Origin of the sequence: Winogradskyella echinorum (genome assembly GCF_014297365.1) — a bacterium.
GTDB classification, from domain to species: domain Bacteria; phylum Bacteroidota; class Bacteroidia; order Flavobacteriales; family Flavobacteriaceae; genus Winogradskyella; species Winogradskyella echinorum.
In genome coordinates this window covers 444,692-461,316 of sequence record NZ_JACOQD010000002.1, presented here as the reverse complement: position 1 = coordinate 461,316, position 16,625 = coordinate 444,692, and the positions used below count along the sequence as shown (strand labels likewise).

Here is a 16,625-nt window from a genome sequence, read left to right as displayed (position 1 = left end):
AGAGATTTCTCAATGTATTGATGATTATAGCAGTCTAAAATTCTAATATTTATTACATTTGATTACATATGAATACACTTCTAAATAAATGGTATAAAAATCATGCGTTGGTTTATAAGATATTATTATTCTTAGTTACAACGCTTTTTATTGTTTACCTATTTCCTAAAACGGGTAAGTTTAGGTACTCATTTGAAAAAGGAAAACCTTGGCAATCCGAAAATCTATACGCACCATTTAACTTTGCCATAAAGAAAACTAAGGACGAGGTTGATAAAGAAAGGGCAGAAGTAGAACGTAATAGTTCAATCTATTTTAAAGCTAGTAATGCAGTTGAAAAAGAGGTTCTACAGGGATATACTCAAAGTTTTATTAAGACTTTTAAAGATTCGAGTTCTGTTAGAATTCAAGATTCAGATTTATTTAAAAAAGGAAAATCATTTATAGATAAACTATATAGCAGTGGTGTTCTAGATAATAGCTATGGTTATTCGGATAATAAACCAATTACATTAGCAACATCAAATACCGTTAAAAAGGAATTAACGTATGGAGAATTATATGAGATAGGAGAATTGCGTCAACTTGTAGAAAAGCATTTAGGCAATAGTGTTTCTACAGAGAAACGTAATAGGATGATGTCCATATTTTTTGATGTAATAAAGCCTAATATATCCATAAATGAAAGCTTAACACAGCGTGTTTTAGAGGAAGAGTTATCTAAAATTGCCTTAACTAGAGGAAGTATAGAAAAGGATCAACTAATTATTTCTAAAGGACAAGTTGTTGAAGATGCTGAATACGATATATTAGATTCTTTAAAATCCGAATACGAGTCGCAAGTATGGAATACCACAAATTATAATTGGGTACTTGTAGCTTATACGCTTTTGGTTGCATTAACATTACTGATGCTATTATTATTTCTAAGAAAATATAGATTAGACGTCTTTTTAAATAATACTAAAGTCACTTTTATATTTTTCAATATTGCGTTGATGATTTTTATTACCACCTTGGTGATTAATTATAATTCGCAATATATATATGTAGTGCCATTATGTATTTTACCTTTAATTTTAAAAGCTTTTTTCGATGCAAGATTAGGTTTATTTGCTCATGTACTTACGGTATTATTATTAGGTTTTATAGTGCCAAATAGTTATGAGTATATGTTTCTTCAAATTATAGCAGGTATTGTAACCATTTTAACGGTTTCGGAATTATACAAGAGGGCCAACCTTTTTATATCTGTTGGGCAAATAACCTTTATATACATTATTGCATATTTTGCCTTTTTCGTTATTCATGAAGGTCAAATTACAAGTATGAAATGGGAAGTATTTGGGCTTTTTATTCTTTGCGGTCTTGCAACACTTTTTGTTCAGCCTTTAATTTATATGTACGAAAAGATTTTTGGCTTAGTTTCAGACGTGTCTTTATTAGAATTATCAGATACTAATACTAAGCTTCTAAAAGAATTATCTAATAGAGCACCAGGTACATTTCATCATTCATTAAATGTTGCAAACTTAGCTGAGGCTTGTGCTAATGAGATTGGTGCTAACGCTATGCTAATTAGAGTTGGTGCCTTATACCACGACATTGGTAAGATGAAAAACCCAACATACTTTACCGAAAATCAGAGCACAGGTATAAATCCGCATAATGAATTATCAAGTGTTGAAAGTGCAAAAATTATAATTGACCATACAATAAACGGAATCGAAATTGCCAAAAAAAATAATTTACCAGACCGAGTTATTGATTTTATAAGAACTCACCATGGTACAAGTTTAGTGTATTATTTTTATATGAAGGAGAAGTCTGAAAATGAAAATGTAGATAGTAATGATTTTACATATCCAGGACCAAAACCCTTTAGTAAAGAAACGGCCATTTTAATGATGTGCGATAGTGTAGAAGCAGCATCTAAAAGTTTAAAAGAGCCTACAAGTACTAAGATTAATGATTTTGTAGATAATATTATAAATAAACAGATGGAAAGTGGTCAATTTTTAAATGCGGATATCACCTTTAAAGAAATTCAATCCATTAAGAAAGTGCTAAAGCTAAAGCTAGCTAATATATATCATCTTAGAATAGAGTATCCGGAATAAAACAAAAAAGCCTCAACATACATGTTGAAGCTTTTTGTGAGCCCTGAAGGATTCGAACCTTCGACCGCCTCCTTAGAAGGGAGGTGCTCTATCCAGCTGAGCTAAGAGCCCTTAACTCTAATAAAGTTCTTCATCACAAAGTTTTGAAGAACAAAGTCGGGGTGGCAGGATTCGAACCTGCGGCCTCCACGTCCCAAACGTGGCGCGATAACCGGGCTACGCTACACCCCGAAAATGATTATCTATTTTACTATTAGTTATAATAACTAAAGTGAATTTGCGGAGAGACAGGGATTCGAACCCTGGGTAAGTGTTTCCACCTACGACGATTTAGCAAACCGCTCCTTTCGGCCACTCAGGCACCTCTCCAGTAATAAATGAACGTATTTCATTAAAAATGCGGATGCAAAGTTAACTTTTCATATTAAAGAACGCAACATTTTTTTTGAGTTTTTTACAACTAAAATATTAATATATAAATAGTATAATTTATAATGTTGTTTTTTAGCTAATTATAAATGTTTTTTATCTAAAATTAGTCTCTAAAGAGTCGATTTAAACTAAAGAAATTAATTCAATTTATTATAAATAAATTATTTGAATAAATTTAGTTACTCTAATTGTTCTATTTCTTTTGTAAAAATTTACTAAATACTAGAAACAATACTCCACATAGCAGCCAAGTTGGTAACGTAACAAATGATAAAAAGATATCGAATTGTTCAGAGATAAAATAGAATAATCCAAAACTTATAGCCCACGCTAAAAGCACAGATTTATTAAATTTAGAGCCAGAGTGCTCTGCGTAATTTTTAATTATTCCGAATTTTTTATAGAAAAAATGTTCAAAAACAATGATGGCTCCAAATGGTGCCAATATAAAACCGTATAAAGCTACAAAGCCTAATAATTTCATGGCAAAAGCAGGAAATAATCCAGCAATTGTCGCTACAGAACCTGCAATTATTGTAACCCAAAATGTAGAAACCTTTGGTATAATAGCCTGAAATGCCAAACCAGCTCTGTATATGGTTGGGTTGGCAGTTGTCCAACCTGCCAAAACAACAGCTATAATACCAAATACACCAATAGCATTGTATGCTAATGGTCCTGGGGCTACAGGTGGAGCTTCACCATTTGATAAAAATCCTTGAGCTTCAGGAGAATTTAAATAAACTGCATAGAGTAGCGCAGCTGCTATCCATGCCATATAATGACCTACATACATACCAGCAGCAGTTGTCCATCCAGATTTTGCTTTTTTTGCAAAACGAAAAACAGATAGATCTGACATACCAATATGCATAGCCGCATTTGCAAACCACGACCAAATAACAACATGCCAAAATGTATACTTAATTTGTCCAGGAAATGGTTCTTTACCTTCTCCCCAAATATCCCAGAACTCACCAAAACTTGATACTCCTAACTGACTTAAGGCTACAATACCACAGGCGATAAATGCTATAACAATAAGAGGAGACATCCAATTTGCTGCTTTAGATACTGTATCGTAACCTCTTGCTGCGATTAGAGAAATTACAGCACCAATTAAGATGACAATAATTACCCAAGTCATGCCATTTGGCATAGTATCAGAGAGTTTAGGCATTGGCATATCAAACGGAACTCCAACTGCTGTAGCAGAAACCGTTATCATAGATCCGGCTAAAAAACAAAAGAGTATTCCATTTGCTAAATTATATCCTGTTACAAGGTTTTTACCGCAAATTTTTTCTAATTGATAATATAATGTAAGTCTGTTTTTTACAGCAATTTCTGCTGTTAAGAATCTCCAGGATAACACAGCTAATAAATTACCTATTAATAATCCAATGATTAAGTCAAATGCACTTACACCTGCAGTTAAGAAAAGAGGCCCAATCATAAATTCGGTACCTGCAGCATGCTCACCTGCGTACATACCTAGAAAACTTTTCCAGCTTTTAAGTTTGGACTGAGGAACGGGTGTTCTTTCAAATTCGCCTCCAGCAATCTGTTCTATGTCTTCAGCTTCAATATTTATTTGACTCATAATTGGTGTTCAATTAGTTAGTTATTTTGTAATCAAATGATTTGGAAAATCTGTGGTATTTTCGCAACAAATTTGTTCCATCACTTGTTGTAATTCAGACTTTATCAAAGAAATAGTATGATCACCACCTTTTTTACCCAAAGCAGAAACTCCATACATAAATGAGCGACCCATAAAGGTAAATTTGGCACCACTGGCCATTGCTCTTGCAACGTCTGGTCCCGAACGTATGCCACTATCCATCATTACTTCAATTTGGTCTCCATATTTTGCTGCTAAACTGTTTAAAGGCTTTATTGTAGATTCTCCAGCATCTAACTGTCTTCCTCCATGATTAGATACAATTATTCCATCTAGTCCTAATCGAATAGCTTCTTCTGTATCATATTCTGAAGCGACTCCTTTTAGCACCAATTTCCCTTTCCACATGTCTCTAATTGGTTTTATTTTTTCTTCATTTAATCGTCCGCTAAAAGTATCATCCATAAATTTACCAAGTTGTTTTAAGTCTAAACCTTCTGGCATATAGGGTTTTAAGGTTTCGAAATTTGGTTGACCATGTTTTAAAGTTTGTAAAGCCCAATTTGGTCGTCCTAAAACTTGAATAATATTTTTTAATGACATTTTTGGTGGCATTGCAAGTCCGTTTCTTATATCTCTAGGTCTAAAACCAAAAGTAGGGACATCGCATAGAATTACTAATACAGGACATTCTGCAGCTTCAGCTCTTTTTATTATATCATCTCTCAATCTATTTTCAGTTGGATGATATAATTGAAACCAGGCTTTGCCTTCTGTTAGTTCACTTGCGCGCTCAATACTTGTGGTTGTTACTGTACTGAGTATAAATGGAATATTATGTTGATATGCAGCTTTGGCTAAAATTTCTGGCGCATTTGGCCACATTAAGCCCTGTAAACCTAAAGGAGCAATACCAAATGGTGCATCATATTCTATACCAAATAATTTAGTCTTAAGTGAAGAACCTGAATGGTCTTTAAGATATTTTGGTTTTAACTGAACTTCTCTTAGTTCAGAAGTATTTCTATGTAAATTAACATCTTCGTTACAACCACCATCCAAATATTCAAAAGCAAATTTAGGAATTCGTTGTTTTGCTTTGTTTCTTAGATCGTCTATAGATGGATACCTAGTATCGAAGGAGTTAGCCATTGTATTATTTTATTATAAAAGGAATATGTTTCTTTAAAGAATAGTTCTTTTTAAGAAATTTTGAATTTAATTTTTTATCAGATATTGAAATTGCAGCACCTAAAGCAGATCCTAAAGAAGAATCTGTTGTTCTTAATTTTTTATCTCTAAAATGATGAGATAAAAGCTTAATGTATAAATCGTTATCACTAAATCCACCATCTACATATAATCTTTTAATATCATCGTCTCCTATTACTTCTTTTACACTTTTAATTTGTAAAAGGACAAGTTCAATCATAAGTTGATGATAAGCATGCTCAAACTTATCGTAAGGTATTTTAGTTTTTGGTGGCATTTTTTCTGTTGATATACTTTCCCATTTATACATAGGTTCAAAATCTCTAATAATTTCGAAATAAGTATCATAGTCAAATTTTACATTTCTGTGATAACCTTCAGAAACATTAAAATGTTTGGTCAATTTTTTAATTTGAATCTTATACTCATTACCTAAGAATAATCGTGTTGCCTTAACGGGTTTACCGTTTATACGCATGTAGTTTATAAAATCTCCTGAGGAATCTTTAACGCTTAATTGACTTTCTACAAACGGATTTAATGCAATACTCCACGTACCTGTAGAAACTAAAACAAATTTTTTCTTTATACTTCTTACGTAAGGTAAAAGAGCTGCTGAGCTATCATGTATACCAACTCCAATTTTAATACGCTTGCCATTATAATTCATATTTATGCTAGTTTCCGTAGAAACAATAGTTGGTAAAATATTATGAATCCCTTCTTTATATACCCATTGGTGATAATCCTTTTTAGTGTAGTCCCAAAGCGCTGTGTGAGATCCTATGCTTGTATATTCACTAATGGGAATACCTGTAAAAATATAACTAAGGTATTGAGGCAAATGAAGTGAATATTTAATTTTTTTATAAACTTCTGGCTTGGTGTATTTTATCCAGTATAATTGTAAACCTGAGTTTAAAAGGCTTAAGTCAAAGCACCCTGTTGTTTTTAAGAATTCTTCTTTTGGCCCATATTTTTCAACAAAGGAATTTATAATTTCTGAATCTATAGGCTTAGTATAATTATATAATGGTGTTAAGACGTCTCCGTTGTCATCTATATGTACAAAACTTGCTCCGTATGTAGAAAAATTTATTGCTTTTATATTGTATTTAGATGTTTCGAGAATCTTATTAAAAACGCTTTTTAACCAATTTTGCAAAGCTTTTAAGTTTTCTGTAGGGTGACCATCTTCATCCTTTATTTCATCGAAAGTGATATATTCCTTGTATACTTCTTTATAATCTTTATCGAAAAGAAAGAACTTTTTATTGGTTTTTCCAATATCAAATATGGCAGTTACATCTATCATAAAAAACGCTTATAAACCTGTAGCTACAGTGTTTTTTCCTCTTTCTTTTATTAAGGTGTTTCTAATGTTTAAATCGCGATACGTTTTAATCGGATGTACAACTCCACCAGCATCTAATCGTGCTTTTTCAATTAAAGGTCTTACATCAGTTCTGTAAGCATCTTGTAAAATTTCTTGACATTTTACAACATCATTATTTAATTGTGCAGCTTTTAGTTCTGCTTGATCTATTAATAGCGCTTTTGCATATGCCTCTTGTATGGCTTCAAGTGATTGTATTAAATCTTCTAAAGGATCTTTAATGTTGTGACTAGCATCAATCATCCAAGCTAAATCTGGGTTTTGAGGATTGTTTTGCATGCCATAAACTAATTCATTAAATATTAAGAATAGGGCATAAGGTTTTATGCTACCAACGGTTAAATCATCATCACCATATTTACTGTCATTAAAATGAAAACCTCCAAGTTTACCTTTAGACATGAGAATAGAAACAATTTGTTCAATATTACTATTTGGTAAATGGTGCCCAAGATCCACTAAAGAATAAGCTTTATCTCCACATGCATTGGCTAACATAAATGATGTTCCCCAATCTTGTATTACTGTGCTATAAAAATTTGGCTCATAAGGCTTGTATTCAATAAGCATGTTCCAATCCTCAGGTAGTTTTTTATATATTGTTTTTAAACTGTTTTCTGTATTTTGAAGTGCTGTTTGAAAATTGTTTTGACCCGGAAAACAAGAACCATCAGCCAACCAAACGGTTAAACTTTTTGAACCTAATTGATTTCCAATATTTATAACATCTATATTATGTTGTATCGCTTGTTCTCTTATAGCTGAAGATGTATTACTTAAAGAACCGTATTTGTAACTTTCTTTAGCCTTTTCTTGATCTTGAAATGTGTTAGAATTTACGGCATCAAATTTAATATCGAGATCATTAGCTAATTCTTTTATTGCTTTATAATCTGTAGGAATATCCCATGGAATGTGCAATGATACAGCACCAGCAGTTTTAGTAAGTGCATGAATTAAACCAACATCTTCTAGTTTTTGTTCTAAGTTTGAAGGTTCGCCATAGTAGGAAAATCTTCCAAATCGTGTTCCACCAGCACCTAAAGCCCAACTAGGGATGGCTACCTGAAAATCCTTTAATCTTGAAACTATAGCATCAACATTTTTGCCTTTTTTTGACAACGAATCTGCTAAAAAGTTAAAATGACTTTGATGCGTTTGAAGGTTTTTATTATTACTATCTATTATTAGGTTTTGATCTATTTTCATGTACATGGATTTAAAAAAAACTTCCATAATAAATTAATATGATATGGAAGTTTCTTCTTTCTAAAACTAACTCAAATTCTTTTATCTGACAAATGCATTGGCCATACCACCGTCTACATTAACTATGTTGCCAGTTGTTTTATCTAAAATTGCGACTAATGAAAATACTCCATTTGCAATATCTTCTGGATATATAATTTCATTAAGTAGATTTCTTTTGGCATAATGTGCTGGTAATTCGTCTACGGTAATTCCATGAGCTTTGGCGCGTCCTTCTGCCCAGTCTCCTTCCCATATTTTGCTTCCTACGATAACACCATCAGGGTTTACAACATTTACTCTAATTTTATCTTTGCCTAATTCAGCAGCCAATAAACGAGACATATGTTGCTGCGAAGCTTTGGCTGTTCCGTAACCAACATTATTTGGTCCAGAAACTAATCCGTTTTTACTAGCGATACTTATAATATTACCACCTAAATCTTGTTTGCGCATTATTTGCACGCCTGCTTTAACTAATGCAAATTGACCTTTAACTAAAACATCTTGAAGAATATCCCAATCTTTTTCGGTTGTTTCTTCTAATGGTTTAGAAATGGCCAAGCCAGCACTATGAATAATTATATCTACGCCACCAAATTCTATACAAGCCTTATCGTATGCAGAACTAATGGATTCATTATTGGTTACATCACATACTGCATAACTAGCAACATCTCTTTTGTAACTTGCTTGTGCTTCTTTTAAACTGTCTTCATTAATATCTGTTAAAACTACATTTGCTCCTTCTTCAGCTAATTTGTCTGCAATTGCTTTACCAATACCTCCACCTGCGCCAGTAACAAATGCTACTTTACGAGATAGTGGCTGTTCTTTGGGCATGCGCTGTAATTTTGCCTCTTCTAATAACCAATATTCTATATCAAAAGCTTCTTGTCTAGGTAAAGATGTATATTCAGTAATCGCTTCTGCACCACGCATTACGTTAATCGCGTTGATGTAAAACTCACTTGCTACACGAGTCGTTTGTTTGTTTTTTGCAAAACTAAACATACCAACACCAGGATAAATAATGATTACTGGGTTTGGATCTCGCATGGCAGGACTATTGTCTTTTTTGCAAGTATTATAATAATCTGCATATTCTTTGCGGTATTGTGCAAAAGCAGGTTCTAATTTTTTCAGAATTGTGGCACTATCCGATAAGTCTTCATTAGCATCTAAAGTTAGAACTAATGGTTGAATTTTAGTACGCAAAAAATGATCTGGACAAGAAGTACCCATTGGTGCTAACCTTTCTAAATCATTACTATTAATATACTCTAAGACCACATCGCTATCAGAAAAATGACCGATCATTCTATTTTCAGATGAGCATAAACCTCTTAATAAAGGCATTAACTGGGCAGCTTTCTTTAAGCGCTGTTCTTTTGGTAAACTTTGAATTTTTTGACCACCAAAAACCTGACCTTGCTCTTTTATTTTATTTTCAATGTATTCTGAAGCCATTTCTATAACTTCGAGACTATTCATATAACAATCATATGATGTGTCTCCCCAAGTAAATAACCCATGACTTCCTAGAACGATTCCTCGTATTCCAGGGTTTTCTGCTAGGCATTTCTCTAACTGCAGACCCAAATCAAAACCTGGTCTTTGCCAAGGTACCCAACCCATAGTGTCACCCCAAATTTCTTTGGTTACTTTTTCACTGTCTTTTGCTGCGGCCACAGCAATTAGAGCATCTGGATGTAAATGATCTATATGTGCAAACGGTAAAAGTCCGTGTAGTGGAGTATCAATTGATGGAGCTTTACTATCTAAGTCATAAATACAATGATTAAATAAGCCTACCATACGGTCTTCGTCTTCTAACCCTCCATAAACGTTTTTTAAGTCTCGCAGTCTGTCCGTATAAAGGCCTGCAATACCTGATCGCTTTAAAGTACCTATATCACCACCAGATCCTTTAACCCACATCACTTCAACATCTTTATTTGTTAAAGGGTCCTTTTCTATAGTTTTACAACTTGTATTGCCACCACCATAGTTTGTGATTCTTAAATCGGCACCCAAAATATTAGATCTATATAAAAATAAATCTACTTGGTTATCTCCTAATGCGGCAGCTTTTTTGTCATCCCACAAATAATTGACATATTTAAATTTTTTAGTAATTACAGTCATAAAATTGATTAATAATATTTCATAGCTAAAGTATATTAAGATTAGTAAGACTCTATCCTGTACTATCCCGTTTTTACTAAGAATAACGGTTAGTTTATTTCGGTATATTTACATCAAAAATTAATTGTAAAATGCATACTTTAATTATTTAAGGTTAATTCAAAACAGTATATTCTTTAAATATTATATTTTTAAGCATGGAAATGAGAAAATTAATAACCATTGATGAAAATTCAAGGGTTCCTAAATATCAGCAAATAGTCGATTCAATTATTGACAACATTTCAGCTGGTCATCTAACCATTGATCAAAAGATTCTATCTATAAATAAATTCAGTGAAGAATTTTATTTATCCAGAGATACAGTAGAAAAAGCTTATAATATATTAAAAGACAGAAATATTATTAGCTCTATACGTGGTAAAGGTTATTATGTTACTAGAACTAGACTGTTATCTAAAGTTAATATTTTATTTCTAGTTAATAAACTAAGTTCTTATAAATTAAGGATATATAATTCGTTTATAGAAAATGTTGGTGCAAACTCTCATACAGATCTACATATTTACCATTGTGATGAGTCTTTATTTTTAAATATTTTAGACAAAAATAAAACAGCTTATGATTATTATGTGATTATGCCACATTTTAAAACGGATGAACTCAAGCATGTAAGTTATACAGAACAGGTTTTGAAATTTTTAAATAAAATACCAAAAGATAAACTGGTTATTTTAGACAATAGTAAGCCTCCCGTAGATGTTGGTAATATTGAGGTATCACAAGATTTTCAAAATGATATTTATAATGCTTTAGAGCAAGGGTTAGAAAAAGTTAAAAAATATGAGAAGTTAATTTTAGTATATCCCGATAAATCGGTTTATCCATATCCTAGACGAATTTTACATGGTTTTCGTAAGTTTTGTGCAAAACACAATATAGATTTTGAAATATTAAGTGAAGTCTATGAGGATATGATTTTAAAACGTGGAGATTTATTTATTATAATCGAAGAATCTGATCTTGTTAATCTCGTTAAACAGATAAGAGAAGACGAGTATATTTTAGGTGATGAAATTGGTGTTATATCTTACAATGATACACCATTAAAAGAGCTTTTAGGAATTACTGTAATGTCTACCAACTTTAGAAAAATGGGAGAAACTGCGGCAAAAATGATTTTGAACAAGGAAAAAGGAAAAGTGAAGAATGAGTTTAATTTTATAGATAGAAACTCAATCTAAAAACTTTTCTATTGTAGATTAATTATTAATCAAACCTATAAATCTCAGCACCAGCTAATAAAAAACATCCTAACCCGTAGTCTTCAAAATCTGGAATTTTGCTTACCGAAAGTGGCTGGCCATCTTTTGGCTCTTTTCCTGTAGATTGTAAATATCCTAAAAAACCATTTTCTTGTAAGCTTTCTGTTATCATGGCATTCCAAGCTTTTTCAATCACAGGCATAAACTTGTCTTTATCTAAAATTCCATTATTAACACCATAAGCCATTGCATATGTAAATAAGGCAGTACCAGAGGTTTCTTTACCACCAAAATGATTTGGATCGTGTAAACTTACATTCCAAAAACCATCTTCTCTTTGTATTGGAATTAGGGCATCTGCCATAGATTTTAAATCTACAATGTACTGATCTCTATGTGGTGCATCTTCAGGAATAATAGATAAGACCTTAGCTAATGCGGCTATAACCCAACCATTTCCTCTGCTCCAGTAGCAATCCTCTCCATTAGGCTCTGTGTATGGTGGATCAAAATCTGCATCTCTCCACCACAAACCATCTTCTGGATTGTATAACCCGTTATCTCCATGTTCGTTTCGTGTAAACATATACATTTCATACATTTTTTCGAAATATCTATCGTCATTTTCTAAAACACCAAGTTTTGCAAATACTGGCATACCCATTTGTATGGCATCAATCCAAGACCAGTCGTCTAATTGAGGTGTGTTAAGCAACATGTTAATACATGCTTTCGTATTCTTTAACTTCTTAGGGTCTGGCTCTAAATTGTATAAGTCTATATAGGTTTGTGCCGCACAATAATCATCTGCATTTCTATTGGCACTGCCATTTCTAAATCCCCAATCATGAAATTCTGCCCAGTCGTAAGCATAGTCGTAATAAGCTTCTTTAGGATAAATTTCATATAAAGCCATAAGTCCCTCATAGTAAACACCTCGTGTCCATATATTGCTTGGTCGTTCTTTATTGGTAATGATAGTTTTACCTACATCTTGCCATTTTTTCATAAAATAGTCGTTAGCAAGTTGCATGGATTCTAAGACTTGTTTTTTGTCAATAGCTTGAGCACATACGGTTTGTAGTGAAAAAACAAGTAAACCAATGATTATAAGGGATTTTTTCATATTCTGAATCTTTAAATTTAATTCTTTACTAGAGGTATTAACGTCACTGGACCTAATAAACCGGAAGGCATAGGATTCCATTTAGTGGCATCAAATTTTTCGTAATCTTTATTAACCATATTTATTTCATGGAAGATCTTCCATTCTTCACCTCTAAGTTCTTTTGCTCTAATTCTGTTTGCAGATAAATTTGTAACTTCTATGGTCAATTTATTTTTACCTTGTTTTAACTCTAGGTTTACGTCAAAAGGATTGACCCAAAGTGTGCCAACAAACTCATCATTTAACCAAATTTTTGCACTTTCTCTAACATCACCAAGCTTTAAAAGCCAATTTTTAGTGTTTTTATCTGGGTTTTCAAATGTCATTTCATATTTAGCAGTACCCGAAAAATACTCTGCATCTTTACTCAGATTTGTCCATGATGTTAACTCAGAAATACTTGCCGAATTAGGAAGTGATGGGCCACCTCGTAAGAAATCAATTTTCCAATCACCATTAAGATTATACGTTTTATTTGTCGATTGAAAATACGCCCAATCTTCATACGTATTTGTTGCATCTGTAGTTACAAACAGACTTTCTCCTGATTTTATTTGAACTCTAACTAAGGTTTTATCTCCTTCAGCTTTGATTTGAGCATTTCCGTAAGTGTCTGTATCTGGGTTGTAAATAGTGACTTGTTCTGATTTTACATTTACTGGAATAAACTCATCGATGACATCTGAAGTATGGTTTACTAAATAATAAATTTTGTTACCGTTATGATCTCTTCTAATAAACTTTAAACCTGTTTCCACCAATGTTTCTGGCAGAGCCTTAGCATTATTTATATCTGAAAAGATATCTTTTGCTGGAAAAATAATCTCCTTGTTTTCTGAAATTATTTTTTGAAGCACCTTATTTTGCGCCTCGTAATCCTTAAAGCCAGGAACGGATTGTGGTAAATCTTGAAAGACAATTTTCGCCCCTTTTTTCTTTAATTCAATAAGTTTCTTAAGTGTATTTAATGGCATGTTAGTAGATGTTGGCACAACTAATGTTTTATAAAGTCCACCTGGTAATTTTAATTGTCCATCTACAACATCTGCTTTTTTAATAAAATTATCTGAAATAAAATCTAGTCCATAACCTTTATCCATCAATTCTTTTGTGGTATTGTAAAAAGGTTGGTTATGCAGCCATTCATCTAAAGAATGAATTTTAAACTGAAAAAACAGACTTGCATCTAAGTGCGAATTCCAAACATCGTATATTGGCCAATATAGCAGTATGTCGTTATCAGCATCGCCAGATTGTAATAAGTTTTGGCAATTTTCAATATAATCAAATAGACTTTTTTCATCTTCACCAATAGCTAAATTAGGATTGAAATTTACAGATGCATAAAATTTCCAACCTGGCCATTCTGCTCGTTTTGGTGAATATGTAGTACCATGTAAAAATATATGGTTTATACCATTTAAAAATAAATCTTCTAACTCTGGTTTTGTTTGAGATAATGCCACTTTAAAATGGTCTCGTAACCAGGTAAATGTTTCTGAAGATACTAATGGCTTACCAGCAATATGAGCTGCCGAAGATGAAAATTTCAACATTACAGGATCTGCATCTCCTTCTCTTATATCTTCTTTTTCTCTTCTAAAACCTTCAATATCGTATGGCATAGAGCCAAATGTTTCACATTCAGGAATATCTGCAGAAGCATATAGGTCAATTAAATTTCCTGGTGAACCATGTGCTTGAAGCCTGGATTTATAGTTATTGTCGTTGGCCCATTGCGTCCAAGGTTCATCAAAATCATAAAGTAGTAAGTCCGATAAGGTTTCTCTATAATCGCTTTTTACTCTATTACTTTCTTCGGTTTCTTTTTCACTTAGTAAAAGTGGTAAATGAGGTTTTAAATCGTATCCTCTGTATTTAATGAAAGCATTAAAAAAATCGGGTGTAAAGTCAGTGCCATATACTTCGTAACTATCATTAAAAATAGAGCGAATGTTGCCATCAAAATCCTTAAAAGCTGTATTAAAAGTTTCTAAATAGGTGTTTAATGCATCCTTAGAGTAATGATCTAAAGTAAGGCCTTTAGCACCAGGAGCGGCTCTTTTTACTTGTTGTCTGGTTTTTCCTGTAAACACGGCGAAAATAGTGTAATTATCATCTTTAGCTTCCCAATTAATAGTATTGTTATTTACTAAAGTTGTAATATCCTTATAAGTACCATTTTCACCATATACTAACACACAGTTTAAAACTGCTGTGCTTTTGTCTTTAGGGTTATCTACAGCGATAGTTTTATTAAACGTATCACCTTTAGATACTGAATATTTTTGGGTGATTAATTTTGTAGCGGCAAACTCTTGTGTTACTTGAGGCCCACCATAGGGCCAACCAGTTCCTAAAGTTAAATCGACTTCCATGCCTAAGCTATCAGCTATTTTGGTGGTATAGCTAAGCATATTCATCCACTTTGGCGTTAGGTAATCTATATAGTTTTCTTCCTCTCCTTTTACACCATAAATCGGTGCAATTTCAACACCACCAATACCAACTTTGTGTAAATCTATAAGGTTAGATTTTATATTTACAGAATCTACTGCGCTTCCCATCCACCACCAACGTGTCCAAGTTTTTGTTTGTGATTTTGAGCTTATTTCAGTTTCATTTTCTATGGAAATGTTGTTCTGTTTTTCTGAACAACTTTCAACAAATAAAAATAGAAGTGTGCATGCTAATAATATTGTTTTCTGCATGTTTAATTTTATTATTTTTTTATATCAACCGTGTAAATTTGTGTTGTGCCCTCAAAATTTGCTCTAAATAATATCTTATCACCTTTTGGTGTAAAATGAACATTTGGTTCTAAATCGTAATCGTGATTTTTCATGTCTACTAATTTAGTAGAAACTAAACTATCACCTTTTGGTGTGAAATGATAAATATAACGACCATCTTTTGCTCTGGCAACTTGTCCAGGATCTCCACCATCTCCGGCAAAGAACTTTTGATCTGGTGAAATGTTATAATGTATGGACCATTCGTTTCTCTTTAGACCATATCTAGTATCCTCGCCAGTTTCTACATTTTTGCCTGTTAAGTAAAATGTAACACTGCGTGGCATTTGTAAATCGTACCAAATCGTTTTGCCATCTGGACTAAAGAATTCGTGACCAGCAATTTCTCTGTCTATAGTTCTTTTATGCATTATTTGGGTTTCGCTTGTAGTTATATCAATATTCCAGATTCTATCTACCTTGTGCCAAGGTCCTTCATGGCAATACATTAAATTATTAGCGTCTGTTGGCGAAAACTGTATGTGATTAAGCCATGCATTTTCAGAATATATATTTTTAAGTTCTTTGGTTTCTACATTAAGTAAAATTAGACTTCGCTCTAATTTAGCATCGTAAATTTTATCAAAATAGCTCGTTTTTTTAGGATTTTTTTTAAAAATTTCGTTTTCCTCTTTTGTTATTAGCGCACCACCTAATAAAGTTTCGTCAGCATTTAATGTCGTAATGGATCCAATAACATCATCACTGAATTTATACAAAAACTCTGTTTCATGTGTATCTATATGTGTAGAAAAAACACTGTCCTTAACCATATAGAAAATTTTACGAGTTTTAGGACCAACAATTTCACCTTTCTTGGAGCCTTTTTTCGAAGTAATTTGATCGACTTCCTTTGTTTCTAAATTCACTGAATAATATTGGTCATCTTCGTCTTGTCGATTGCTAAAAATCATCAACGCGTTTTTACCATCTTTAGATTTTAAAAAGGGGTTATTATGAAAGTAGAAACTTCTATTATCGCCAGGAAGGTTAACAATTTTTTCAATTTTATGCCCAGTAAGCGAATCTATCCAAACGTTTTGTAATGAACTTTCTTTATTTGTTCCTAAAACAGGAATTTCAGTTTTTTCTACTTCAGGTTTACATGCACATAAACTGATTATAACAATAAATAAGACTAGTTTTTGCATGCTCAATATTTTTTGATGATTGTATAAAAACTGAGTAGTAAAAGTATCTGATGTAAATGCATTTTCTGT

Annotated in this window: 10 protein-coding genes and 3 tRNA genes; 2 read left to right on the top strand and 11 right to left on the bottom strand. The window is 32.5% G+C overall.

All coding sequences use genetic code 11. The features are described 5' to 3' along the window. Positions 1-68: 68 nt before the first annotated feature. Positions 69-2,120, top strand: coding sequence for an HD family phosphohydrolase (locus H8K90_RS09235; protein ID WP_186845672.1), 2,052 nt, complete (start codon positions 69-71; stop codon positions 2,118-2,120). A 37-nt stretch (positions 2,121-2,157) separates the two neighbouring features. Here the strand turns inward: H8K90_RS09235 and H8K90_RS09230 are convergent. The 8 genes from H8K90_RS09230 to H8K90_RS09195 all read right to left on the bottom strand — a co-directional run bounded on the left by H8K90_RS09230 (position 2,158) and on the right by H8K90_RS09195 (position 10,180). Continuing rightward, positions 2,158-2,231, bottom strand: a tRNA-Arg gene (locus tag H8K90_RS09230). A 45-nt stretch (positions 2,232-2,276) separates the two neighbouring features. Further along, positions 2,277-2,351: transfer RNA gene (locus H8K90_RS09225), tRNA-Pro, on the bottom strand. A gap of 49 nt (positions 2,352-2,400) precedes the next feature. Further along, a tRNA-Ser gene (locus tag H8K90_RS09220) sits at positions 2,401-2,489 on the bottom strand. A 256-nt stretch (positions 2,490-2,745) separates the two neighbouring features. Next, complete coding sequence (locus tag H8K90_RS09215) at positions 2,746-4,155, bottom strand: purine-cytosine permease family protein (RefSeq protein WP_186845671.1); 1,410 nt, start codon at positions 4,153-4,155, stop codon at positions 2,746-2,748. Positions 4,156-4,176: 21 nt separating this feature from the next. After that, entirely contained in the window at positions 4,177-5,328 is a 1,152-nt protein-coding gene (locus tag H8K90_RS09210; RefSeq protein ID WP_186845670.1) for an alpha-hydroxy acid oxidase, read from the bottom strand. 4 nt (positions 5,329-5,332) lie between these two features. Continuing rightward, positions 5,333-6,703, bottom strand: coding sequence for an FGGY-family carbohydrate kinase (locus H8K90_RS09205; RefSeq protein WP_186845669.1), 1,371 nt, complete (start codon positions 6,701-6,703; stop codon positions 5,333-5,335). Between the two features lie 9 nt (positions 6,704-6,712). Next, entirely contained in the window at positions 6,713-7,993 is a 1,281-nt protein-coding gene (locus H8K90_RS09200; protein ID WP_186845668.1) for a sugar isomerase, read from the bottom strand. Between the two features lie 81 nt (positions 7,994-8,074). After that, positions 8,075-10,180: a bifunctional aldolase/short-chain dehydrogenase gene (locus H8K90_RS09195; RefSeq protein ID WP_186845667.1), complete on the bottom strand. Its 2,106-nt coding sequence runs from the start codon at positions 10,178-10,180 to the stop codon at positions 8,075-8,077. 203 nt (positions 10,181-10,383) lie between these two features. On the opposite strand from H8K90_RS09195, the gene H8K90_RS09190 reads away from it, so the two are divergent. Further along, positions 10,384-11,424: a GntR family transcriptional regulator gene (locus H8K90_RS09190; RefSeq protein ID WP_186845666.1), complete on the top strand. Its 1,041-nt coding sequence runs from the start codon at positions 10,384-10,386 to the stop codon at positions 11,422-11,424. Positions 11,425-11,449: 25 nt separating this feature from the next. On the opposite strand, the gene H8K90_RS09185 is transcribed toward H8K90_RS09190, so the two are convergent. The 3 genes from H8K90_RS09185 to H8K90_RS09175 are packed head-to-tail and all read right to left on the bottom strand — an operon-like array spanning position 11,450 to position 16,556. Further along, positions 11,450-12,571: a glycoside hydrolase family 88/105 protein gene (locus H8K90_RS09185; RefSeq protein ID WP_186845665.1), complete on the bottom strand. Its 1,122-nt coding sequence runs from the start codon at positions 12,569-12,571 to the stop codon at positions 11,450-11,452. A gap of 17 nt (positions 12,572-12,588) precedes the next feature. Continuing rightward, on the bottom strand, positions 12,589-15,324 hold the full coding sequence (locus H8K90_RS09180; RefSeq protein WP_186845664.1) for a glycosyl hydrolase: 2,736 nt from the start codon (positions 15,322-15,324) through the stop codon (positions 12,589-12,591). 11 nt (positions 15,325-15,335) lie between these two features. Then, positions 15,336-16,556, bottom strand: coding sequence for an oligogalacturonate lyase family protein (locus H8K90_RS09175; protein ID WP_186845663.1), 1,221 nt, complete (start codon positions 16,554-16,556; stop codon positions 15,336-15,338). Positions 16,557-16,625 lie beyond the last annotated feature (69 nt).